Source organism: Oceanobacillus sp. M60 (assembly GCF_053839645.1).
The window spans coordinates 92,797-114,697 of record NZ_JBSSNH010000005.1; the positions used below are offsets into that span (position 1 = coordinate 92,797).

Below are 21,901 nucleotides of genomic sequence, written 5' to 3' on the forward strand. Positions count from 1 at the left end.
TTCTCATTCTCTATCCCGATTATGAATTTTTTAAGTCATTTTTGAACCGTTTCAAGCATTTCTTCCAGAAGCTGCTGCCGGTTACCCTGCCGCAGGAATTCCTCTTCTGTAATTTTCTGTAGAATCTGCTTTTTTTGCTCGGGTGTTAAAGGCAGGGTGAGGATTCTTTTTCTTGCCTGATCAAGAAAGATAAGATCAGCTTCTATTTCTGCTGGCAGCTGATCCGCCAGCTTATTTTTTAACTGTTTTGCATAAATTGGACTCGCACCGCCGGTGGACAACGCAAGGCTTAGCGCTCCCCTTTGTAGAACAGCAGGAAAGGATACATCACTTTTCATGGCATCATTTGCAACATAAGCCAGCTGATGCGGCTGTTTGTTTTCATAAAGGGACACATTCAGTTCTTTCTTATCTGTCATCAATAAAAGAAATAGACAATTAAAATGTTCTCCCTCGTGAACCTCTCTTTCCTGCCACTTGATTTTTCCTTTTTGATAAAGCTGCTGCAAAAATGGATGAAGCTTCGGCGCAATGATAGTGATAGCAGCTCCAGCATCTAAAAAATGACGTATTTTTCTCGCTGCAACAGCTCCTCCGCCGACTGCAATGACGGTCTGATTCTTCACCTCTAAAAAAAGCGGCATGTGCATCAGCTGACTCTTCCTTTCAGCAATGTATTGACTCGATCGACTAGGACTGTAACGAGCTGATCATCAAATCCTAAGTACGGACAAAGAATAAATTGTTTATCTGTCCGTTCAGACAGTTCATCTAATTTCTGGCGCAGCTCCCTCATTAATACACCGGAGAATAGCAAATAGGGGACAACATACACCACCGAATTAGGACTTTTAAGCAATTGCTCCAGCCCCTCATCCAATGTAGGACGGGTTGCTGCCAGATAACATGTATTTACTTCATTTACCGGAGCTGCCTCCCATAATAAGCGTGCAATTTTGGCAAGGTCGCTATTGGCATCCGGATCACTGCTGCCCCGCCCGACAAGTAATACAGAAGCAGGTTCGCGTTCTTCATACACAGGCGGTTTACCGGTTTGCTTCAGTCCTCCCATTTCCAGGCGTTTGTTTAGTAAATCAATGATTGCCGGATCTACTCCCATCACCTTTCCATAGGTAAAGGTTACGTCTGGATAGCGTTTTTCTGCCTGCCCTATTTCTTTTGGGATATCCTGCTTTGCATGCCCAGCTGAAAGCAATAGAACCGGCACAACTGCAATCTGTGCTGCTCCCTGCCGGACACAGCTATCGATGCCTGTTTGGATGGATGGTGAAGCAAGTTCAATAAAGCAGGTTTCCTGTATCTGAATCTGCGGATTTTTTTTCTTCGCTCTGTCTACAAAAGCCAGAAGCTCCTCATTCCCCCGTTGTACCCGGCTTCCATGCCCGATATATAAAATAGCCTGCATCCTGTATTCCCCTTCCTCTCATTCTCTTTCAAGTCTAGCAAATTTCTGCTTAATGAACGATATTAATTGTAAAACTTAAAAATTTTAAGAAAAGGCCGCTGCAGCCAGCGGAGCTTCTTTTTGCAAAAGAACTTCCTGCAGTGCTTCTTCGGTCGGTTCAGATAATACCTCCGAAACAGCATACCCTGCTTTGACAGCAGCCTGCTTTGATTTTTCTCCAAAACAAATCACGCGTGCATAGGTACTAATGTTTTCTGGCGTTTCTCCACAAGCTTGAAACCCTTCCGTCACTGTTTTCACAGAACGCGCATTAGGAAAAATGATCGTTTCGATACGCTCCTCCTCCTGAAGACGGCTGAACGTTTGCTCCGTCTGCTGCACACGAATAAAGCTATGCGTAGCAATGAAATCAGGCTCAAATACGAATGGATAACGCTGCTCTTTTCGATGGAAGCCTTCCGGGTCTCCTAATATTACCAGCGGGGAAGCGTCGGGGCTCCGTTCTGCTATTTCTTTTCCAAAACAATGATAGGATTCTATGGCCTTTACTGTTTTTTTAGAAATTCCATAGAATTCACCTTGAATCCTTCGAATATCGATTTTATTTGCCTGCAGAGACTCGAAGAAAATGTCCACACTTGCCGGTGATAAAAAAAGAAGATCCCGATTTGCCGGAATATCGGCTTTTTTCAACAGATGCTTTTTCTTTTGCATCCGCGGAAATTCAAAAACCTCTGCTCCCTGCTCCCGTAAATGCCGGGCCATTTCACTCGGTTCTTCACCAGCCCGCCCGAGAAGCAAATGCTGACTAAACAGCGGCTTGCTTTCAAACCAGCTTTCTCCTTTTTTCAGTGTGCTTACATCTCCTACTAAGATGATAGCTGGATTTTTAAACTGTGCCGCTTTTGCTTTCTGTACAATAGTTGCAAGATTTCCCTGCAGCGTTCTCTGTTTTCCGGTCGTGCCCCATTGAATTAATAAAACTGGCGTATCCGAAGACCGCCCATATGAGATGAGCTGTTCTGAAATGTAAGGCAGATTGCCCAATCCCATATAGAACGCAATGGTGTCGATCCCGTTCGCTAAAGCATGCCAGTCAATCAGCGGTTCACCTGAAGGCGACTTATCATGACCTGTAATAACAGCAAAGGATAAGCTATGCTCACGATGTGTAACAGGCACGCCCGCATAAGCAGCAGCTCCGATTCCCGCCGTTATCCCTGGAACAATCTCGTAAGGCACACCGGCCTGTTCCAGTGCAGCTGCCTCCTCGCCTACCCGGCCAAATACGCTTGGGTCGCCGCCTTTCAAACGCACAACATTCTTTCCTTCTAAGCCATGCTTTACTAATAACTCATTAATTGCTTCCTGACGCAGTATATGTTTTTTAGGCATTTTACCACAATATATAAATTCTGCTTGCGGTGAAGCATATTCCAGTAAGAGAGGGTTAACCAGCCTATCGTATAAAACAACTTCTGCCTGCTGCAAATACGTATAACCTTTTAAAGTCATTAACCCAATATCTCCAGGACCAGCTCCGACTAAGTACACACATCCTGGTTTTGTCATCATTCGTCACCCTCATTTCATCCATTTCTAAGCTTTTTCGTATCAAATCGGCTTTTCAAGTCAATAGCCCTGCTTTTCTTAAAGTTAAAGAAGAGCAGGGCGATAACCGCAGCCCTGTCTCTTCTTTAAAGTTTTCAACCTTAAAACGTTTAATCATGAAAGTTTACTCCAGAAGTAACAGCCTTCACATACTCTTTTCGAACTACAAAATCACCGAAGTGTTCGCCATCCAGACGTTCCTTTGCATAATGCCGAATAATCGGCTGCAGCGTTTCTAAAATTTCTTTTTCTCCAATGCTTTCCCGGTAAATCTTGCTTAAACGCTGTCCGGCAAATCCTGCTCCTAGATACATATTATATTTTCCTGGGGCTTTCCCAATAAAGCCAATTTCTCCTAATGCTGCTCGTGAGCATCCGTTCGGGCAGCCAGACATCCGAATGACAATTTCTTCATCACGTAGCCCTTCTTCTTCCAGCAGTGTTTCCAGTTTCTCAATCAAGGAAGGCAGATAACGCTCTGATTCAGCCATCGCCAAGCCGCAGGTCGGAAAAGCAACACAAGCCATGGAATTACGGCGTAATGCAGATTGCTCCTTTCCATCTGACAGTCCATACTGCTCGATAAGTGCGATGATTTCCTTTTTCTTCTGACTGGTGACATTTCCGATTACCAGGTTTTGGTTTGCCGTTAAACGGAAATCTCCGGTATGAATTTTGGCAATTTCCCGCAGTCCCGTCATCAGCTGATAGTCTTCTTTATCCTGAATACGTCCATTTTGAATAAAAAGCGTAAAATTCCAGCGATTCTTCGTCCCTTTCACCCAGCCATAGCGGTCGCCGTTATGGTCAAAATGAAAGTCGTGTGCTTCGTCCAGCTGCCAGCCTAAACGTTCCGTCAGCTCATTTTTAAGCCAATCAATCCCTCTGGCATCAATCGTATATTTAAAACGTGCGTATTTTCGTTCGGAACGGTTTCCATAATCCCGCTGGATGGTAATGATTTTTTCAGCAACATCCGTGATTTGGTCCGGCTTACAGAAACCAATCACTCTTCCCAGCTGCGGATACGTATTGGTATCGCCATGTGTCATGCCCATACCGCCGCCAACCGATACATTGAATCCTTGAAGCTGTCCATCCTCCAGAACAGCAATAAAACCTAAATCCTGCGAAAAGATATCTACATCATTGGATGGCGGAACTGCAATTCCAATCTTAAACTTTCTTGGCAGATAAACCGTTCCATACATTGGCTCTACTTCATCAGTTTCTTTAGAATCAACCACCTTATCCCCATCAAGCCAAATTTCATGGTACGCATTTGTGCGCGGAGATAAATAGTCACTCAATACTTTTGACCACTCGTGGACTTCTGCATGCACCTCCGATTGATCCGGGTTAGGATTACACATAACATTCCTGTTAACGTCTCCGCAGGCTGCAAGGGTATCCATCAAAGCATCATTAATCCCTTTGATACTTGCTTTCATATTCCACTTTAAAATGCCATGCATCTGAAACGCCTGTCTGGTAGTCAATTTAATCGTCTGATTCCCGTAGGTGTTAGCCAATTCATCAATAACCAGCCATTGCTCCGGTGTAGCAACTCCTCCGGGTACACGGACCCGCACCATAAATTGATAGGCAGGCTCAAGCTTCTGCCGCTGCCGTTCGGTACGCAGATCCCGGTCATCCTGTAAATAGCTTCCATGGAATTTCATTAACCGGTTATCGTCATCCGGGATACCTGCACTTAACGGATCACTCAGCGTTTCTTCCAATGTCCCGCGTAAATAATTACTCTCTTTTTTGATTCTTTCTACATCGCTTGGCGGTCCATCCTGAATATGGACCGGTTTATGAACTGTTTTACTATCTGACATTTCTGATTCTCCTTTACTTACTAATAGACATCCCGCTGGTAGCGTTTCTCCTGCTGCATCTCCATTAAATAATGCTGCGCATCTTCTGTACTGAGATTTCCTTCCCGTTCCAGGATAGTCACTAGCGTATCGTGGACATCACTTGCCATGTTTTTCTCATCACCGCATACGTAGACGACTGCGCCTTCTTTCAGCCATTCATAAAGCTCCTTGCTTTGCTCCAGCATACGATGCTGTACATAGACTTTTTCTGCTTTATCCCGCGAAAAAGCCACATCTACTTTAGATAAAACGCCGCTCTTCAACCAGCGATGCCAATCTGTCTGATAAAGAAAATCGGTAACAAAATGCTGGTCTCCAAAGAACAGCCATGACTTTCCGTTTGCTTCCATTATTTCACGTTCTTCTACGAAGGAGCGGAATGGGGCGATTCCAGTTCCCGGGCCAATCATGATAATTGGTTTATCCGGATCAGCCGGCAGCTTGAAATTCGGGTTTTTATGAACATAAACGGAAAGGGTCTGCCCCGGCTCTTTTCGATCTGCGCATTGCACAGAGCAAACGCCGCTCCGCTCTCTGCCATAAGTTTGGTAACGTACTGCTCCAACCGTCAAATGAACCTCCTCCGGATTTGCTTTGTAGCTGCTTGCTACAGAATATAGTCTCGGTGGCATTTTTCGTAACAGCGCAATAAATTCCTTTGCCGGAAGATCCTTTATCTGATAATCACGAATCAAATCTAATAAATCACGTCCGTATATATATTCTGTTACCGCTTCTTCGTTCCCCTGCTCCAGTAATTGCTGTAATTCCGGAATTTGTGTGAATTCCGCTATTTTTTTCAGCAATGGCTTTGTCAGTACAGTGATTTCATAATTTTTTTGCAATGCTTCTTGCAGAGGAACTTCATCCCCTTTTTTATTCACTGGAATCAGCTCATTCGGAGCCCACCCTGTTTCTTTGATAAGCTCTTCGACAATGACCGGATCGTTTTCAGGATAAATTCCAATGCTGTCTCCTGGTTCATACTCCAGGTTCGACCCTTCCAGCGACAATTCCATATGATAGGTTTCTTTATTCGAGCCGCGCCCATTTATATTCAGACTTTCAAAGATTTCTGCTTCAAATGGATTCGTTCTTGAAAATGCGGAAGCTTGTGTTTCTACGGCAGCAGCTGCTTCAGCTATTGTCGGAGCCTGAGCCGTTTCCTGTGACTCAGACAGCTTATTTAATACATTTTCCAGCCATTCCTCAGCCGCTTCATCATAATCCAAATCACAATCCACACGGTCGATAATTCGATTTCCTCCCAATTCTGCCAATCTCTCATCAAACTGTCTGCCAGTTTCACAGAAAAGGTCATAAGAGCTGTCTCCGAGCGCCAATACGGAATAATTCAAGTCCTCCAGCTTTGGAGCCCGGCGTCCGTGGAGAAATTCATGAAATTGAAGCGCTGTATCCGGCGGATCTCCTTCTCCCTGTGTACTGATTACAACCAGCAGGTTTTGAAGGTTTTTCAGTTTATTGGGTTTAAAATCAGCCATAGAGGCAAGGGTAACCTTCATTCCTTTTTCTTTTAGCTTTCCTGACACCTCTGTTGCCAATCCTTGACAATTCCCTGTCTGTGACCCGAAAAGAACCGTCACCTCTACCGGGGAAGCTTCTGTTACAGCAGCGGTTGGCAATTGCGCTGTGACTGCTTCTGCGACAGGTGCAGCCGGGGCGGCGCCGGCATTTTGTAAAGCAGAAAGATAACCGCCAAGCCATATTTGTTGAGTTTCCGTCAATGTTGGAAATAGACGATTGAGCAGCTCAACCTGCTCTTGATTAAATGGACTATTATTCACTTGAAATTGCAACGCTATCTACCTCTCAAAATTAATTTTAAATTTAAAGGATGTGTTCAAATTAAATATCTTCTTAATGTGTTATGCGAACCTATTAATCTGGCAAATAATTTCTTTCTCGTAAGAATGCAATCATCTGATCAACGCATGCTTCAATAGAATGCTGGTCGGAATCAACAACCAATTCCGGCTGCAGCGGTTCCTCATAAGGAGAACTGATACCGGTAAAATTACTGATTTCTCCTGTACGTGCTTTTTTATACAACCCTTTCGGATCGCGGTCTTCACAGGCTTCTAAGGAGCACCGTACATAAATTTCCACAAATTCATCCTCTTGAACCAGCGCTCTCACCCGATTTCGATCCTCTGCAAATGGAGAAATAAATGCTGTGCAGACAATCAACCCTGCATCTACAAACAGCTTCGCCACCTCGCCGATTCGGCGGATATTTTCCTTTCGATCTTCTTCACCGAAGCCAAGTCCTTTATTCAGGCCGTGCCGGACATTATCGCCATCCAGCACATAGCTGTTTAAACCTTGCTCAAATAAACGATGCTCCAATGCATTAGCTAGTGTTGACTTCCCTGCTCCGGAAAGTCCGGTAAACCATAAAATACAGCTTTTATGCTGATTTCTCTGCTGCCGTTCTTGTTTCTGTACAGCAGTATCATGCCAAACGATATGTTTTGTTTCTTGTTTCAAATAAACACCATCCTTCTATAACTGTTCATTCTGATGTATTTACTAAGGTTTAACGCATTAAATGCCTCCGCCTTCGTCATACGTGGAACGACGCTCTGCTCTTGTAGACAAATAAAGACTGTAGACACCTGCTGTGGCAATAAAAACGGAAAGGATTACGAAAAGCGTATAATAATCCGTTGTTTTAAATAAAAGAATAAGACCGTACGACAGTACTAATGAAATAACCGGTGAAACAACCCAGACTTTAATAATTTGTTTCACAATGCTCTGCTGCCACATTTGAAATCCTTTGTCTGCTGTTCCAACGCCAACGATGGCAGAGGTTGTTATTTGTGTCAGCGGCACCGGCAAGCCAAAAATGGATGCCGTTATCACCAGACTGCCTCCCGTCAAAGAAACAGCACTCCCCTGCAGCAAGGACAGCCGCGTAATTTTTTTCCCATTTGTTTCTAACACGCGGCCTCCCAGTAACACTGCTCCAAGAGATACGAAAAGTCCGCCAAGCAATACTGCCATAGTCACATCAAGCAGCCCGACACCAACTAACGGGCCGACAGCATTAGCTACATTATTCATTCCAGCAGCATATGCCTCGATACAGCCGGCCGCGATGAGCAAAAAAGCCAGTGGTTTTTTCCATTTACCAAGCTCTGTAAGCTCCTTCCAGCGATTTTCCGCATAGCGTATCCATTTCCCTAACACCAATCCAAGCAAAAAAGCGGTAATAGGAGTAATCAGCCAAAATGCAATGATGATAATCAACTGATCGAATAAAAGTGCCTGATAAGCGATACCTGCTCCAATAATTGCACCGACAACCACTTCACTCGTAGATAGCGGAATTCCTAATACGTTGGCAAAGAATAAAGTCAGACAAGCTGCCGCTAAAATAATAATGACAATTTCTACATCAAGGACCCCTGGGGAAATGATTCCATTTCCAATCGTGCGGACAACCTCGCCTCCAGATAAGGCGCCCAATAAAGCAAAAATACTAACCAGGATCATTGCCGTTCTTTTCTTGGGGATAGCACCGCTCCCATAAGCCGGCCCCATCGAAGCAGCCGTTCCGCTGGCTCCAATGTTCATCGCAAAAAATAAAGCAATTATAAAAGCAACAGCAACCAGCATAATTCTAAAACACCTCTCTCTTTCTTACTTACACACTTGCTTGCTGCTGCATCCCCCGGATAAGCACCTCGACAACCTCTTTCCGGCTGAATTCAGGAGGTGGAGTAATTCCATTGGTCAACATCTCTCGTACCTTTGTTCCAGACAAGATCACATGGCTTTCTTTGTCATGAGGACATGTTTTCGTCGATGCCATATTCCCGCATGCTTTGCAATAAAAGCTATGCTCAAAAAATAATGGCGTAATCTCGAGATCTTCTTCTGAAAATTGCTGGAAGATAACCTGCGCATCATAGGTTCCATAATAGTCGCCTACCCCTGCATGGTCGCGCCCGACAATAAAATGGGTACAGCCATAATTTTTTCGGACTAATGCATGAAAAATCGCTTCTCTTGGCCCGGCATAACGCATCGCTGCTGGAAATACAGCGAGAAATACCCGGTTTCGCGGATAATATTTGGACAATAGCACTTCATAGCTTTCCATTCTGACATCTGCCGGAATATCATCTGCTTTCGTATCTCCTACCAATGGGTTTAAGAATAACCCATCCACAATTTCGAGTGCTGATTTCTGAATATATTCATGAGCCCGGTGAACCGGATTCCTCGTTTGAAAGCCGACTACCTTTTTCCAGCCTTGTTTTTCAAAATGCGCTCTGGTTTCTTTTGGATCGAGATAATAGGCTTGAAAACGATCACGCTGCAGCCGCTTAGTTAATGTAATTGGACCAGCTGCATAATAATCAGGACGTTCAAACAGCTTCTTCACACCTGGATGCGCCTGATCATCCGTCCGGTATACCTGTTTTGCCTCTTTCCATTTATTTGGTTCATACACCTCGGTAATATCGATGACACCATACACTTCGTTGTTAAAAGTTAACTTAGCGCGTGTTCCGATTTCCAATGTGTTTGCTGCTGTCTCTGAAATTGGCAATGTGATTGGTATACTCCAAACCGTTCCATCTGCTAGGCGCATATCGCTGACTACCGATTCGTAATCTGCTTTTCCCATAAAACCTGTTAACGGGCTGAATCCCCCAATACCAATCAGCTCTAAATCGGAAAGAGCAAAGGAATCCAGCTCTATTTCCTGTGTGATTCCCTGTGTATCATAGTCTGGCTCATACTGTTGAATCAATGTTCCTCCATGTGGAGCAATGGTTGTCATAACGTTTACCTCCAATAATATTCAATTTCATCCTGGCTAGATTGCTTATTTATCCAGATGTAAGCCGCATTCTGTTTTGTTTGTGTCTGCCCATCTGCCGCTTCTTGCGTCTTCCCCTGCCAACACCGCTTTTGTACAATGTTCACAGCCAATGCTCGGGTAATTTTTATCATGAAGCTCATTATAAGGCAGCTGATGCAGACGGATATACATCCAGATTTCTTCTTCTGTCCAATGAATCAAAGGACAAATTTTAATCGAGTGAAACCGTCTGTCTTGATTAACAAATTCCGTATTAGCTCTTGTGGGGGATTGCTCCCGCCGTAAGCCGGATATCCAGGCAGTGTATTGATTTAATTGCTGCTCCAAAGGAATCAGCTTACGAATGCTGCAGCATAAATCAGGATTCACCTTCCATAGCTCAGGACCATGAACTTCCGCCTGCTCCTCCGGTGTCAGCTCCGGTTTCGTCATTTCAATCCGTAAACTCGGATACCGTTCTTTTACTCGATCAATGAGTTCGTAGGTTTCTTTAAAATGAAAATCGGTATCCAGAAAAACGATGACAGCATCTTTTTTTACCTTATGGATCATATCAATCAAAACAATACCTTCCGCCCCAAAGCTGCAGGCGTAGACAAGCTCATCACCATAGGTCTGATATGCCCATTTCAATATCTCCAGGCTGTCTTTCTTTTTAAGCTTTTGATTCAGAGATTCATAATCCTCTGCCGCAGCTTTTTGATAGGTTAATTGCATGCATAAACCTTCTTTCTCAGATAATACTTGACCATTAAAAAAGACGCCGCTCCTCCAGATTTTCTTCTGAACAGAACGCCGCCTCTAGTTGTCTAGTCAGCAGTGTTTTTTCGTGTTTACTTTAATCTTACTTTTTCATTTTTCTCTAATTGGATTACCTTTCCATCTTGAACCACAATCGTTATGGTGCCATAATTCAAGTCATTTAATAATTCCTTCAACTTCACATAAAAATCATCCATTTCATGCTCTTTTGACATGTTATCTTCCCCCTAATTATTTTTCGTTGCTTGAGGAAGTTCAATTCCCTGTAATTTGATAAGATTTATTAGTATTCTATCCATATTTCTGCCTTTTGTCAATCACTCATTTAAAAATTTTTAAATGTAATGAAAATTGCTTTGATTTTCTGTTAAAAAACCAGGAAAATCACTTTGTCTTTAAAACATCGGTGCCCTTGCCAAAGAGATGTCCGCTGCGACGTTTTTCGATGGGGCGAGTAATCGCAATGGTTTTGGGTGGGGCAAGTAACCGCAGTCCCAGCCCCTGTGGGAAGAACCCCGCAGGAAATAAGCGTGACTTTAGCTCTGTCTGCGCCTGTCAGCTTGCCAATCAGCAAGTCTTCTTTAAAGAATGCTGAGCTCGGGGCCCACCGAAAGCTTAGTGTATTTCTGGGACCTAAGATTACTCACCCCATGAAACCCGTTGGAGCGGCTATCCTTAACATTTTATTTCTTACTCTTTAAAAAACTTTATATGAGCTTCAATTCTTTTTGATTAATTACTTATTATACTATCAAACTTCATAAAAAAGTATTCTTATCTTAATGATATGATTTATTTTCAAAAAAGACACTTTTTCAGTTATTATATTTTAATAAAAAACACGAAATAATGGCTCACACTGCGAATGGTTTCGCTCCAAGCCACTATTTCGTACCTAAAAAGTTAATTTACTTTAAGCTGACAAATTTTCCTTAATACACATGCTCCACTTCATAGCCTTTGTCTTCAAGCTCTGTGATAATACTTGGTTCTACGGTAAAGTGTGCTGTGCCTACGAAAACAAAATACACCTGACCGCTATCCTCCTGTAAAATATCATCCAGGCTATTTGCCATGTCAATATTCCGGTTATCATTTAATTCTTCCATATACTCCGCATTGATTCCAGCTTCTCCATAGTCATCAGACATCGTTTCCATCGCTTCAATGTCTCCTTCAAGCCAAGCTTCAGCAAGCTCCTCCATCTCTTCTGGAGCCTCTTCATAGCCATCAATCGCTAGTTCCAATGTCTGTATTTGCGTTTCCATCGAATAACCGCTCAGCACTTCAAATTGTTCCTCTGCACTTTCTAATGAAATAATTTCCTTCTCATCCTCTGTTGCTTTTTCAAGGAAGTATAAATCAACAGCTTCTTGTGAATCAACGTCGCTGGACATGGTTGTAAATTCAAGCAGCATCATCTCTACGAACCATGGCTGAAATTCATTCATTGTTTCCAAATCTAATCCATTCTCTTCAAAAATAGAAGCAAGCTCTTCATATGTCTCATCGGAAAGTTCATCTTCCAATGTTGTCCCCTCTTCCAGCATGGCATACTCTAAGACCTCTTCCTGAGCTGGCATTTCCTCCAGCAGATTAAATTCTGGCAGTACCACATCCGCACTGTCAAACGCTTCTTCAATCGCTGGATCTAATGGATAAAAGTCATCCGTTCCTAAATGGATGGTTCCTTGTAAGTACATTTCGGTATCACCGGATTCTACCTTCCATAAGAAACCGCCTTTTCCTTCACCGCTCTCTGCTTCTTCTTTCTCTGCTTCATCAGCACCAGCCTCATCCTCTTCTGTTGCCGGCTCCTCTGCAGGATTTTCTGTTTCAGACGCGTCCTCATCCCCGCTGCATGCCGTAAGCATACCAGCAAGCAGAAGCGTGAATAATGCTAATAAAAGTTTTTTCATTCCCATTTTCCTCCTTAGTCTGCCTCATCATTTTTATTTATAAAAAATACAATACGTTCATTCTAACAGAATAACTTGAGTATTTGGAAAGCTTTTGAAATAATTCTATATTTTACTCACAAAGAATTGCTCCTAAAGATTTACTAAGAATGATTATTTATGTACAAACTCGTTTACTAAAATACTTTTTATCATATAAATCATACGCATCAATGTACAAAAAAAAGTGACTTCCGCAGAAGCCACTTTTTTTATTCAATCTTTTTAGCATACTTAACCGATAGAACCTTCCATTTCGAAGCTGATCAATCGATTCATCTCAACCGCATATTCCATTGGAAGTTCTTTTGTAAATGGTTCAATGAAGCCCATAACGATCATTTCTGTTGCTTCTTCCTCTGATAAGCCGCGGCTCATTAGATAGAAGAGCTGTTCCTCAGATACTTTCGAAACTTTTGCTTCGTGCTCTAAGGAAATGTTGTCGTTTAGAATTTCATTGTACGGAATCGTATCTGAAGTAGACTCGTTATCCATAATCAGCGTATCACACTCAATATTGGAACGAGCTCCGTCTGCTTTACGTCCAAAGTGTACCAGTCCGCGGTAAGATACTTTTCCGCCTTGTTTAGAGATAGACTTCGAAACAATGGTAGAAGACGTATTTGGAGCCAAGTGATGCATTTTCGCACCAGCATCCTGTAATTGTCCTTTTCCAGCTAAAGCGATAGAAAGCGTATTTCCGCGTGCGCCTTCTCCTTTGAGCAGGATAGCAGGATATTTCATCGTTAACTTCGAACCAATGTTTCCGTCAATCCATTCCATGGTTGCATTCGCATCACAGGTCGCACGTTTCGTAACCAGATTATAAACGTTATTTGCCCAGTTTTGAATCGTTGTATAACGGCAGTAGGCATCCTTTTTAACAATAATCTCAACAACAGCACTGTGAAGCGAGTTCGTTGTATAAACAGGTGCTGTACAGCCTTCGACATAGTGTACAGATGCGCCTTCGTCTACAATAATCAGCGTACGTTCAAACTGTCCCATATTTTCAGAGTTAATACGGAAGTAAGCTTGTAATGGCGTTGTTGCTTCCACGCCTTTTGGCACATAGATAAATGAGCCGCCGGACCAAACTGCCGAGTTTAATGCAGAAAACTTATTGTCTGAGTAAGGAATAACCTTACCAAAATATTCTTTAAACAGCTCTTCATTTTCTTTAAGTGCTGTATCTGTGTCCTTAAAGACGATGCCAAGCTCTTGAAGATCTTCTTTCAAGCTGTGGTAAACAACTTCTGATTCATACTGTGCAGATACACCGGCAAGATATTTTTGTTCTGCCTCCGGGATACCTAATTTATCAAACGTCTGCTTGATTTCATCAGGCACTTCATCCCATGTTCTGCCTTGTTTCTCAGAAGGTTTTACATAATAAACAATCTCATCGAAGTCTAAACCTGTAAGGTCTCCGCCCCATTGCGGCATTGGACGGCTATAGAAATGCTCCAGTGCCTTCAAGCGATAATCCAGCATCCACTGCGGCTCTTCCTTCATTTTCGAAATTTCTTTAACAATATTTGGCGTTAATCCTTTTTCTGTACGGAAAATAGATACGTCTTTATCGTGAAATCCATATTTATACTCTTCCATTTCCGGCATATTTTTTGCCATTGTTAATAACCTCCCTCTGACAGATTAAAAGCTCTGTCTTATTCGTTGTGTACACCCTTTTCCATGGCTTTCCAAGCGAGTGTTGCACATTTGATCCGTGCAGGAAATTTGGAAACTCCCTGAAGTGCTTCAATATCTCCCATCTCCTCTGAATCGACGTCATGTCCTAACATCATTTCAGAGAAGGCTTCTGACATTTTCAATGCTGCTTCCACTTCCATTCCCTTGATTGCCTGTGTCATCATCGATGCGGATGCCATACTGATCGAACAGCCTTCTCCCTGGAATTTCGCGTCCTTTACAATGCCATCTTGTACATCTAATTGTAATTGAATACGATCCCCGCAGGTCGGATTGTTCATATCTACTGTCACAGATTCTTTCTCCAGGGTTCCTTTGTTACGCGGATTTTTATAATGATCCATAATAACTTGTCTATAAAGTGTATCGAGGTTATTCAAAGCCATTCCCAAAATACTCCTTTGTCTTTAACAGCCCAGCTACTAAAAGGTCAATATCCTCTTTGGTATTATAAAGATAGAAACTCGCTCTGGCTGTTGCTGTTACATCCAGCCATTTCATCAAAGGCTGAGCACAATGATGTCCGGCACGAACAGCGATTCCTTCTGCATCAAGCACGGTTGCTGTATCATGCGGATGTACATCATCCAGATTAAACGTAACCAGCCCGGCTCGTTTCTCCGGTCCATAGAGCTGAATACCATCGATGGTGCGCATCTGTTCCAGTGCGTAGGCTGCCAGCTCTGTTTCATGAGCTAGTATTTCATCTTGACCGACTTCTTGAAGAAAGTCGATTGCTGCTGCAAGTCCAATTGCTCCTGCAATGATAGGTGTACCGCCTTCGAATTTCCAAGGCAGCTCCTTCCATGTAGAATCGTATAGATTTACAAAATCAATCATCTCTCCGCCAAATTCAATCGGCTCCATGTTTTCTAAAAGCTCCTGCTTCCCATAAAGAACGCCAATGCCGGTCGGCCCGCACATCTTATGCCCTGAGAAAGCATAGAAATCGCAATCGATATCCTGCACATCCACGTTGATATGTGGAGCACCCTGTGCGCCATCCACAACCATCACAGCTTGATGCTGGTGTGCAATTTCGGCTATTTCTTTTATTGGGTTAATCGTTCCAAGAACATTGGAAACATGTGTTATCGCAACGATTTTTGTTTTTTCATTCACTATATTCTTTACATCGTCTAATAAAATCGAGCCGTCTTCCTGTAATGGCAGATATACCAGACGGGCTCCAGTTACTTTAGCAACCTGCTGCCACGGTATCAAATTACTATGATGCTCCATTGGCGTAATCACTATTTCATCATCCGGGCCGACGTTATCTCTGGCATAGCTTGATGCTACCAAGTTGAGTCCCGCGGTGGTACCCCGGTTAAAGATAATTTCTTTCGTGCTTCCCGCATTGATAAACTCCCGGACCTTTTCGCGTGCTCCTTCGTATTGATCGGTTGCTCTTGACCCGAGGGTATGGACCCCGCGATGAACGTTGGAATTATTTTGCTTATAATAATCATTCACCGCTTCAATCACCTGAATCGGCTTTTGCGACGTCGCAGAAGAATCCAAATATACTAAGGGGTGTCCATTTACTTCCTGTTGAAGGATTGGAAATTGTTCTTTAATGGCCTTGATATCCATTAATAAACTTTCCTTTCAATCACTTGTGTTAATTGCTTACGTACTGACTCAATTGGAATTTGAGCTACCACAGGAGCCAAGAAACCATGAATAACCAGGCGTTCTGCTTCTTCACGCTCTAACCCTCTGCTCATAAGATAATACATTTGCAGCGGATCCACACGGCCTACAGAAGCAGCGTGACCTGCTGTTACGTCATCCTCATCAATAAGAAGAATTGGATTGGCATCTCCACGGGATTTTTCACTCAGCATCAATACACGGGACTCCTGCTCAGAGTTCGATTTTGTGCCGCCATGTTCAATTTTACCGATAGCATTGAAAATCGTAGAGGCAGAACCCTTCATCACACCGCGCTGTAAAATATACGCATCGGTTTCTTTTCCGAATTGGCGAATGCTTGACGTGAAGTTCTGTGTCTGCTTTCCGCGTCCGACAGATACTGCTTTTGCTTCGGAAGCTGAATTATCCTCCATAAGGTAGGTAATGTTTTCAGAAACCGTATTTCCATCGTTCATTTGTCCAAGTGCCCAGTCAATTCTTGCATCACGTTTAGCAACACCGCGACGGTTCACATACGTAGTTGTGCCGGCAGCAAAGTTATCTACTGCACCGTAAGCAACCTGTGCGTTATCATGCGCAAATACTTCCGTTACAAGGTTCGCAACGTTTTCTTCTGTATCATTATGAGAAATATAGTTTTCTACATAGGTTAATGAGCTGCCTTCTTCTGCTACAACAAGCACGTGATTCAATAATGCGCTGCTGTTATCTTCCTGCCAGAAGATTGCTTGAAGCGGTTCTTCCACCTGTACATTTTTAGGAACATATACAAATACGCCGCCGTTCATCAGTGCTGCATGAAGCGCTGTTAAACGGTTCTGATCAACAGCAACTGCATCATTCATATAATATTTTTCAACCAGCTCGCTGTGCTCTCTGACTGCTGTAAAAATATCTGTGAAAATAACCCCTTTATCCTGAAGCTTCTGCGCAAGGCTGTTATATGCAGCTGTCTGATTACGCTGAATATATAGATTCTCCATGCTGGCATCTTCATCGAAGTATTCTTTTAATTCTTCAGGCAGTTCATCAAGAGAAGCGATTTTTGCCGCTTCTTTATAGGAATGCTGGAAATCTGTAAAATTCCAGTTTGAAATCTTTGTTTTATCTGGTTTTGGCATTTCTAGCGAATCAGCCATTTCCAAAGCTTTGGAACGAAGCGTAGCCATCCAGCCGGGTTCATTTCGTTCTTTGGAAAATGCCTGGATATATTCTTGATTGAATGAAAGCTTTGTTTCTACAGTCATGATTATCCCTCCTTACATTACGCGTTTTGTTCTGCAGTTTCTTCGTCTTCGATTCCTAATTCTTCTTTAATCCACTCGTAACCTTCTGCTTCAAGACGTTTTGCTAACTCTGGTCCGCCAGACTTCACAACGCGTCCCTGCATCATTACGTGTACGAAATCAGGTGTAATATAGTTTAATAGACGTTGATAGTGAGTAATAATCAAGCAGCCAAAATTATCCGAACGCATTTGGTTGATTCCTTTTGATACTACTTTTAATGCGTCGATATCCAGCCCTGAATCAATTTCATCAAGGATAGCAATGTTTGGCTCCAGCTGCATTAATTGCAGGATTTCGTTACGCTTTTTCTCCCCGCCGGAGAAACCTTCATTAAGGTAACGTGTTGCCATATTTTGATCAATATCAAGGTAATCTAAGTCCTTATCCAATTTTTTGATGAATTTCATCAATGGAATTTCATCGCCTTCTTCGCGTTTTGCATTAATCGCAGAACGTAAGAAGTCAGAAGTAGTTACACCGCTGATTTCACTTGGGTACTGCATTGCTAAAAACAGACCGGCACGGGCACGTTCGTCTACTTCCATCTCTAAAACATCTTCCCCGTCGAGGGTGATGGATCCTTCTGTTATTTCATATTTAGGGTGACCCATAATGGCAGATGCCAATGTGGATTTACCTGTACCATTCGGTCCCATGACAGCATGGAATTCTCCACCTTTAATGGTTAGGTCTACCCCTTTTAATATCTCCTTATCTTCAATAGATACGTGAAGATTCTTAACTTCTAATACTGAGCCTGACATAAATCATACCTCCAAAAACTGTATTTTAAATGAAATGAATATGATATCCATTCTCAATTTATTCTCATTACAATCTTAAAGCATTTCAAATTAATTCGCAACTGTTATCATTCGTCTTTAAAAAGCTTTTAACTATGCTTCTTTAGACACTTTTTTCATGATCTGTTCCCATTTAAAAAGCTGATGCCCCGTGACATCAGCTTTTGTTATTTTTATCTTAAATTACCAGAAACTGCTTCTGTAGAAAGTCTCTTCGCCTTCTGGTATTCCTGTTCTCTTTCTTTTTCCACTTTTAACTTTTTATTCAAGCTTCGGTCATATTCCTCGTAATTGACACCTCTTGATTGACCAATTCCTTTTTCCATTTCCGAAGTGTAGCTTAAACCATTTTCAGTGGTAATAATAAATCATCCTTTCGGTTTGTTTAACACATTCAATATGCTAACACAGGTATGATTCCCGCTCAAAATCGATTTAAACTTATATTTTCGGATAATTTATGAAAATCTTTCGCTATAGGTGGATATACTCTCACATTCTTAGTATTCTTCGGAAATGCTCTTTATTCTGCATCAGTTGGTGTTGGAATTACAGCACCATTATAGTTATCCGTAATAAAATCCTGTATTTCTTGAGATTGCAGTACCTCTACTAATGTATTTAATGCTTCGCTGTCTTTGTCTTCTGAACGTACAGCTATAACATTTACATAATCTGATTCATCGCCTTCAATGAAAAGCGCATCTTCAAGTGGATTTAATCCTGCTCCGATAGCAAAGTTGGTGTTAATAACCACTAATGAATCTTCTTCACTATTATAAATATCCGGTGTAATCTCAGGAGCAACGTCCGGGTGGAAGGATAAATCTTTCGGATTTTCCTCAATATCGTCTATTGTTGCAGCAACTTTATCCACATCTTCATTTAATGTAATTAATCCATTTGCTTCAAATAAAGATAAAATTCTCCCCTGATCTGATACAGAGTTACTTAATACTACCTCTGTTCCATCTGGAATATCATCAATACTTTCAATACCTTGAGAATAGACTCCCATTGGTTCTACATGAACCCCGCCGATAGATTCAATCTCATATCCGGCATCCTCTATCGTTTGATCAAGAAACGGCTGATGCTGGAAGAAGTTCGCATCCAGTGTTCCATTATCTAAATCATCATTCGGTAAAACATAGTCTTCATACTGTTCAATTTCTAATGTAATTCCTTCTTCTTCTAATAATGGTGCTGCTTCTTCTAAGATTTCAGCATGCGGGATACTGGAAGCACCAACTGTAATTTCAGCCGGCTCGTCCCCATCACTGCCTGTACCTTCTTCGTTGTTGGAAGAATCATCATTTCCTCCGCATGCTGCTAAGAATAAAATCAAACTCGCAGCTGCTAAAAACCAAAGCTTTTTCATGTTGAACGCCCCTTTTTATTTTTTATTATGTGAATCAAGAAATTCTTGAATAGCACCTTTCTTAACGCTTGTCTATCTTTCTGGTTATAGCATCCCCAATAAACTGGAAGATAAATACGATAATCACAATGATGACTGTGCTGACAAATACAACATCCCAGCTTTTCCGCTGAAACCCGAAATAGTAAGCATGGTTCCCTAGTCCTCCTGCTCCAATCGCACCTGCCATCGCAGTATAACCGATTAAAGCAATCGCTGTAACCGTCAGCCCCGATACAAGTGCAGGCTTGGACTCCGGAAGCAGCACCTTAAAAATAATCGTACTTGCTTTAGCTCCCATTGCTTTGGCAGCTTCTACAACTCCTTTGTCTACTTCTTTCAATGCAATCTCCACTAATCTTGCATAGAAAGGTGCAGATCCGAGGATTAAAGCCGGCAGTGCAGCATTAGGACCGCGCAATGTCCCTACTACAAAATCGGTGAAAGGAAATAACAGCAGGATTAATATAATAAACGGAACGGCACGAAATACATTGACAAATGTTGCAACAACAAAATTAATCAATCGATTTTCCCAAAAGTTCCCTTTCGATGTTAAAAATAACAGCAGGCCTAAAAGTAAGCCAATAATAGCTGTACCGACTAAAGCTATAATGGTCATGTAAAGTGTTTCTTGAGAAGCTTCTACTAAATCTTCTATTGTAACGTTCGGAAATAATTCCTCAAGCATGCTGAATTACCTCCAATTCAATAACATCCTGTTCTTCCAGGTACTTTATTGCCTCTTCCTGCTGATTACCTACCAGCTGAACAATCAATGTCCCATAGCTCCCGACCTGTGTCTGGGTGATTTTCCCCTGCAAAATATTAACATGGATATCAAAATTCTTCACAAGCTGGCTGATTACGGTCTGATTTGCACTTTCTCCTAAAAACTGAATCCGTAATAACGCGCCCTCTTGATATCTTTCCTTCAACTCTGTCATGTCTTCCTCTTCCTCATCTGATCCAGTCAGCTGTTCAACAAACTTCTGTGTTACCGGCTGCTTTGGTCTGGTAAATACATCGAGAACCGTTCCTTCTTCTACTACTTTCCCCTGCTCCATCACTGCAACTCGATTACAAATTTTGCGGATAACATGCATTTCATGGGTAATCAAAATAATGGTTAAACCCAGCTTTTCATTAATATCCTGCAGTAAACGCAAGATTTGATTCGTTGTTTCTGGGTCAAGTGCAGAGGTTGCTTCATCACAAAGCAGCACCTTCGGAGAGTTTGCTAATGCTCTTGCAATTCCTACCCGCTGCTTTTGTCCGCCGCTCAGCTGTGCAGGATAGGCATTTTCCTTTCCTGATAAGCCTACTAATTCAACCAATTCCAGTACCCGCTTTTTCCGGTCGCTTTTCTCCACACCGGAAATCTCAAGCGGAAATTCTATATTTTCAGCGACTGTCCGGGACCAGAGCAGGTTAAAATGCTGGAATATCATTCCAATATCCTGTCTGGCGATACGCAAATCCTTTTTCGATAAGGAGGTAATAACCTGATCGCCGATTTTTATCGTACCTGTCGTTGGTTCTTCCAGCCTGTTAATCAAACGCACAAAAGTACTTTTCCCCGCGCCGCTGTATCCGATGACGCCATAGATATCTCCATCCGCTACGTTTAGATTTAAATTATCTACGGCGACAATATCTTTTTTTTCTAAAGAGAATATTTTCTTCAATCCTTCAATGGATATCACTTTATTTCACTCCTATATGTGTACAAACCTATTTTATTGTGTACGCTATATTTTCCTCTTCATTGAAAAAGCGTCCTTCTGCAAGAGAACAGAAAGACGCTTTATTATACACAATATCGTCCATTGCTCCCTTATCTTTACAGTTTCCTGCAGGAATTGGCACCTTTTCAATGATTGAAGGTTGCCGCGGTTTCAATGGGCCAGTCCCTCCACCGCTCTTGATAAGAGTTTGCCTATTTTTAAATGAAGTGCCATTATAGTAGCATGCCATTTGTGCCTTGTCAATCACAATCCCTAGCCATTCACTCAGGTTTCTGTGGAATCTGCTGCTTCTCGTATATTGAACCGTCCTCTTGTACAGAAAAAACTTAGTTGTTTATTGCTGTGAATAATTCCGGTTTGTATTTCATCAAATACTGATAAATATTTGCTGTCGATTGAAACGTGTACACTTTCTCAATCATTTTACCGTTTTCCATAAATGCAAGACATGGCACGCTTTCGACTTGATGAGACTGCATAAAATCAGGGTGCATGGACGCGTTCATCTCCGTAAAAATATCAGTTTTATGCAGTCTTTCTATTTTTTCAAGCATAGCGCGGGCTACCGTACATGTCCCGCAAAATGGTGTATAAATATATAGTATGAATCGTTGATGATTCTTTTCTTCTCCACTAAACTGTTTCAAGTTCATTCCCCTCAATCTTTTTCTTCCCATAAAATAATATATGCTGAGTGAAAGGATTACACTGATTGCGTATAAAACGACTTCGCATCTTTCCTTATTTATTTCCTCGGCGAATAGAATC

General features: G+C 42.1%; 21 protein-coding genes and 1 riboswitch. All 21 genes read right to left on the reverse strand.

What is annotated here, in order from left to right:
• Positions 1-35 precede the first annotated feature (35 nt).
• The 21 genes from ACW0TQ_RS13625 to ACW0TQ_RS13725 all read right to left on the reverse strand — a co-directional run bounded on the left by ACW0TQ_RS13625 (position 36) and on the right by ACW0TQ_RS13725 (position 21,780).
• Positions 36-650: a precorrin-2 dehydrogenase/sirohydrochlorin ferrochelatase family protein gene (locus tag ACW0TQ_RS13625; protein WP_193063598.1), complete on the reverse strand. Its 615-nt coding sequence runs from the start codon at positions 648-650 to the stop codon at positions 36-38.
• The gene (locus ACW0TQ_RS13630) at positions 650-1,426 is read right to left on the reverse strand and encodes a sirohydrochlorin chelatase (protein WP_256704948.1); all 777 of its coding nucleotides are present in this window, start codon (positions 1,424-1,426) and stop codon (positions 650-652) included. Before ACW0TQ_RS13630 ends, ACW0TQ_RS13625 begins: the two co-directional genes overlap by 1 nt.
• 84 nt (positions 1,427-1,510) lie before the next feature.
• The gene (gene cobA / locus ACW0TQ_RS13635; RefSeq protein ID WP_332094368.1) at positions 1,511-3,001 is read right to left on the reverse strand and encodes a uroporphyrinogen-III C-methyltransferase; all 1,491 of its coding nucleotides are present in this window, start codon (positions 2,999-3,001) and stop codon (positions 1,511-1,513) included.
• A gap of 146 nt (positions 3,002-3,147) precedes the next feature.
• Positions 3,148-4,881: an assimilatory sulfite reductase (NADPH) hemoprotein subunit gene (gene cysI, locus ACW0TQ_RS13640; protein WP_193063594.1), complete on the reverse strand. Its 1,734-nt coding sequence runs from the start codon at positions 4,879-4,881 to the stop codon at positions 3,148-3,150.
• 20 nt (positions 4,882-4,901) lie between these two features.
• Entirely contained in the window at positions 4,902-6,740 is a 1,839-nt protein-coding gene (locus ACW0TQ_RS13645; protein ID WP_368901421.1) for an assimilatory sulfite reductase (NADPH) flavoprotein subunit, read from the reverse strand.
• Between the two features lie 82 nt (positions 6,741-6,822).
• A complete protein-coding gene (cysC, locus tag ACW0TQ_RS13650; protein WP_193063590.1) occupies positions 6,823-7,431 on the reverse strand; it encodes an adenylyl-sulfate kinase in 609 nt (202 codons plus the stop codon).
• 57 nt (positions 7,432-7,488) lie between these two features.
• Positions 7,489-8,565, reverse strand: a complete 1,077-nt coding sequence (gene cysP, locus ACW0TQ_RS13655) for a sulfate permease (protein WP_042530575.1) — start codon at positions 8,563-8,565, stop codon at positions 7,489-7,491.
• Positions 8,566-8,593: 28 nt separating this feature from the next.
• Positions 8,594-9,739, reverse strand: a complete 1,146-nt coding sequence (gene sat, locus ACW0TQ_RS13660) for a sulfate adenylyltransferase (protein ID WP_193063588.1) — start codon at positions 9,737-9,739, stop codon at positions 8,594-8,596.
• A gap of 45 nt (positions 9,740-9,784) precedes the next feature.
• Positions 9,785-10,498, reverse strand: a complete 714-nt coding sequence (locus ACW0TQ_RS13665; RefSeq protein WP_193063586.1) for a phosphoadenylyl-sulfate reductase — start codon at positions 10,496-10,498, stop codon at positions 9,785-9,787.
• Positions 10,499-10,614: 116 nt separating this feature from the next.
• Positions 10,615-10,740 (reverse strand): YezD family protein, encoded by a 126-nt coding sequence (locus tag ACW0TQ_RS13670; RefSeq protein ID WP_226894844.1) that lies wholly within the window; start codon positions 10,738-10,740, stop codon positions 10,615-10,617.
• Positions 10,741-11,475: 735 nt separating this feature from the next.
• Positions 11,476-12,462 carry a TraB/GumN family protein gene (locus ACW0TQ_RS13675; RefSeq protein WP_193063585.1) on the reverse strand — a complete coding sequence of 329 codons (987 nt, stop codon included), beginning with the start codon at positions 12,460-12,462 and terminating at the stop codon, positions 11,476-11,478.
• 273 nt (positions 12,463-12,735) lie between these two features.
• Positions 12,736-14,133 carry a Fe-S cluster assembly protein SufB gene (gene sufB / locus ACW0TQ_RS13680; protein WP_193063583.1) on the reverse strand — a complete coding sequence of 466 codons (1,398 nt, stop codon included), beginning with the start codon at positions 14,131-14,133 and terminating at the stop codon, positions 12,736-12,738.
• Between the two features lie 38 nt (positions 14,134-14,171).
• Positions 14,172-14,600 carry a Fe-S cluster assembly sulfur transfer protein SufU gene (gene sufU / locus ACW0TQ_RS13685; RefSeq protein WP_042530566.1) on the reverse strand — a complete coding sequence of 143 codons (429 nt, stop codon included), beginning with the start codon at positions 14,598-14,600 and terminating at the stop codon, positions 14,172-14,174.
• Complete coding sequence (locus ACW0TQ_RS13690) at positions 14,587-15,810, reverse strand: cysteine desulfurase (RefSeq protein WP_212928770.1); 1,224 nt, start codon at positions 15,808-15,810, stop codon at positions 14,587-14,589. Before ACW0TQ_RS13690 ends, sufU begins: the two co-directional genes overlap by 14 nt.
• Complete coding sequence (gene sufD / locus ACW0TQ_RS13695; RefSeq protein ID WP_042530562.1) at positions 15,810-17,120, reverse strand: Fe-S cluster assembly protein SufD; 1,311 nt, start codon at positions 17,118-17,120, stop codon at positions 15,810-15,812. The genes ACW0TQ_RS13690 and sufD overlap by 1 nt, the downstream gene beginning before the upstream one ends.
• A gap of 17 nt (positions 17,121-17,137) precedes the next feature.
• Entirely contained in the window at positions 17,138-17,926 is a 789-nt protein-coding gene (gene sufC, locus ACW0TQ_RS13700) for a Fe-S cluster assembly ATPase SufC (RefSeq protein WP_042530560.1), read from the reverse strand.
• Between the two features lie 212 nt (positions 17,927-18,138).
• A complete protein-coding gene (locus ACW0TQ_RS13705) occupies positions 18,139-18,291 on the reverse strand; it encodes a YuzK family famiily protein (protein ID WP_175297017.1) in 153 nt (50 codons plus the stop codon).
• 197 nt (positions 18,292-18,488) lie between these two features.
• The gene (locus ACW0TQ_RS13710; RefSeq protein ID WP_455725778.1) at positions 18,489-19,346 is read right to left on the reverse strand and encodes a MetQ/NlpA family ABC transporter substrate-binding protein; all 858 of its coding nucleotides are present in this window, start codon (positions 19,344-19,346) and stop codon (positions 18,489-18,491) included.
• A gap of 61 nt (positions 19,347-19,407) precedes the next feature.
• Positions 19,408-20,076 (reverse strand): methionine ABC transporter permease, encoded by a 669-nt coding sequence (locus tag ACW0TQ_RS13715; protein WP_042530557.1) that lies wholly within the window; start codon positions 20,074-20,076, stop codon positions 19,408-19,410.
• Positions 20,069-21,091 carry a methionine ABC transporter ATP-binding protein gene (locus tag ACW0TQ_RS13720; RefSeq protein WP_256704951.1) on the reverse strand — a complete coding sequence of 341 codons (1,023 nt, stop codon included), beginning with the start codon at positions 21,089-21,091 and terminating at the stop codon, positions 20,069-20,071. Before ACW0TQ_RS13720 ends, ACW0TQ_RS13715 begins: the two co-directional genes overlap by 8 nt.
• A gap of 128 nt (positions 21,092-21,219) precedes the next feature.
• Positions 21,220-21,319: riboswitch (SAM riboswitch) on the reverse strand.
• A gap of 140 nt (positions 21,320-21,459) precedes the next feature.
• On the reverse strand, positions 21,460-21,780 hold the full coding sequence (locus tag ACW0TQ_RS13725) for a thioredoxin family protein (protein ID WP_374705738.1): 321 nt from the start codon (positions 21,778-21,780) through the stop codon (positions 21,460-21,462).
• Positions 21,781-21,901: the final 121 nt, after the last annotated feature.

Bases quoted from the DNA above. Each gene is read 5' to 3' on its own strand.
- cobA (WP_332094368.1), bottom strand. From the start codon at position 3,001: ATGATGACAAAACCAGGATGTGTGTACTTAGTCGGAGCTGGTCCTGGA.
- sufC (WP_042530560.1), bottom strand. From the start codon at position 17,926: ATGTCAGGCTCAGTATTAGAAGTTAAGAATCTTCACGTATCTATTGAA.
- sufD (WP_042530562.1), bottom strand. From the start codon at position 17,120: ATGACTGTAGAAACAAAGCTTTCATTCAATCAAGAATATATCCAGGCA.
- ACW0TQ_RS13715 (WP_042530557.1), bottom strand. From the start codon at position 20,076: ATGCTTGAGGAATTATTTCCGAACGTTACAATAGAAGATTTAGTAGAA.
- sat (WP_193063588.1), bottom strand. From the start codon at position 9,739: ATGACAACCATTGCTCCACATGGAGGAACATTGATTCAACAGTATGAG.
- ACW0TQ_RS13705 (WP_175297017.1), bottom strand. From the start codon at position 18,291: ATGGAAAAAGGAATTGGTCAATCAAGAGGTGTCAATTACGAGGAATAT.
- ACW0TQ_RS13710 (WP_455725778.1), bottom strand. From the start codon at position 19,346: ATGAAAAAGCTTTGGTTTTTAGCAGCTGCGAGTTTGATTTTATTCTTA.
- ACW0TQ_RS13630 (WP_256704948.1), bottom strand. From the start codon at position 1,426: ATGCAGGCTATTTTATATATCGGGCATGGAAGCCGGGTACAACGGGGG.
- ACW0TQ_RS13625 (WP_193063598.1), bottom strand. From the start codon at position 650: ATGCACATGCCGCTTTTTTTAGAGGTGAAGAATCAGACCGTCATTGCA.
- ACW0TQ_RS13675 (WP_193063585.1), bottom strand. From the start codon at position 12,462: ATGAAAAAACTTTTATTAGCATTATTCACGCTTCTGCTTGCTGGTATG.
- ACW0TQ_RS13670 (WP_226894844.1), bottom strand. From the start codon at position 10,740: ATGGATGATTTTTATGTGAAGTTGAAGGAATTATTAAATGACTTGAAT.
- ACW0TQ_RS13665 (WP_193063586.1), bottom strand. From the start codon at position 10,498: ATGCAATTAACCTATCAAAAAGCTGCGGCAGAGGATTATGAATCTCTG.
- sufB (WP_193063583.1), bottom strand. From the start codon at position 14,133: ATGGCAAAAAATATGCCGGAAATGGAAGAGTATAAATATGGATTTCAC.
- ACW0TQ_RS13690 (WP_212928770.1), bottom strand. From the start codon at position 15,810: ATGGATATCAAGGCCATTAAAGAACAATTTCCAATCCTTCAACAGGAA.
- sufU (WP_042530566.1), bottom strand. From the start codon at position 14,600: ATGGCTTTGAATAACCTCGATACACTTTATAGACAAGTTATTATGGAT.
- cysP (WP_042530575.1), bottom strand. From the start codon at position 8,565: ATGCTGGTTGCTGTTGCTTTTATAATTGCTTTATTTTTTGCGATGAAC.
- cysI (WP_193063594.1), bottom strand. From the start codon at position 4,881: ATGTCAGATAGTAAAACAGTTCATAAACCGGTCCATATTCAGGATGGA.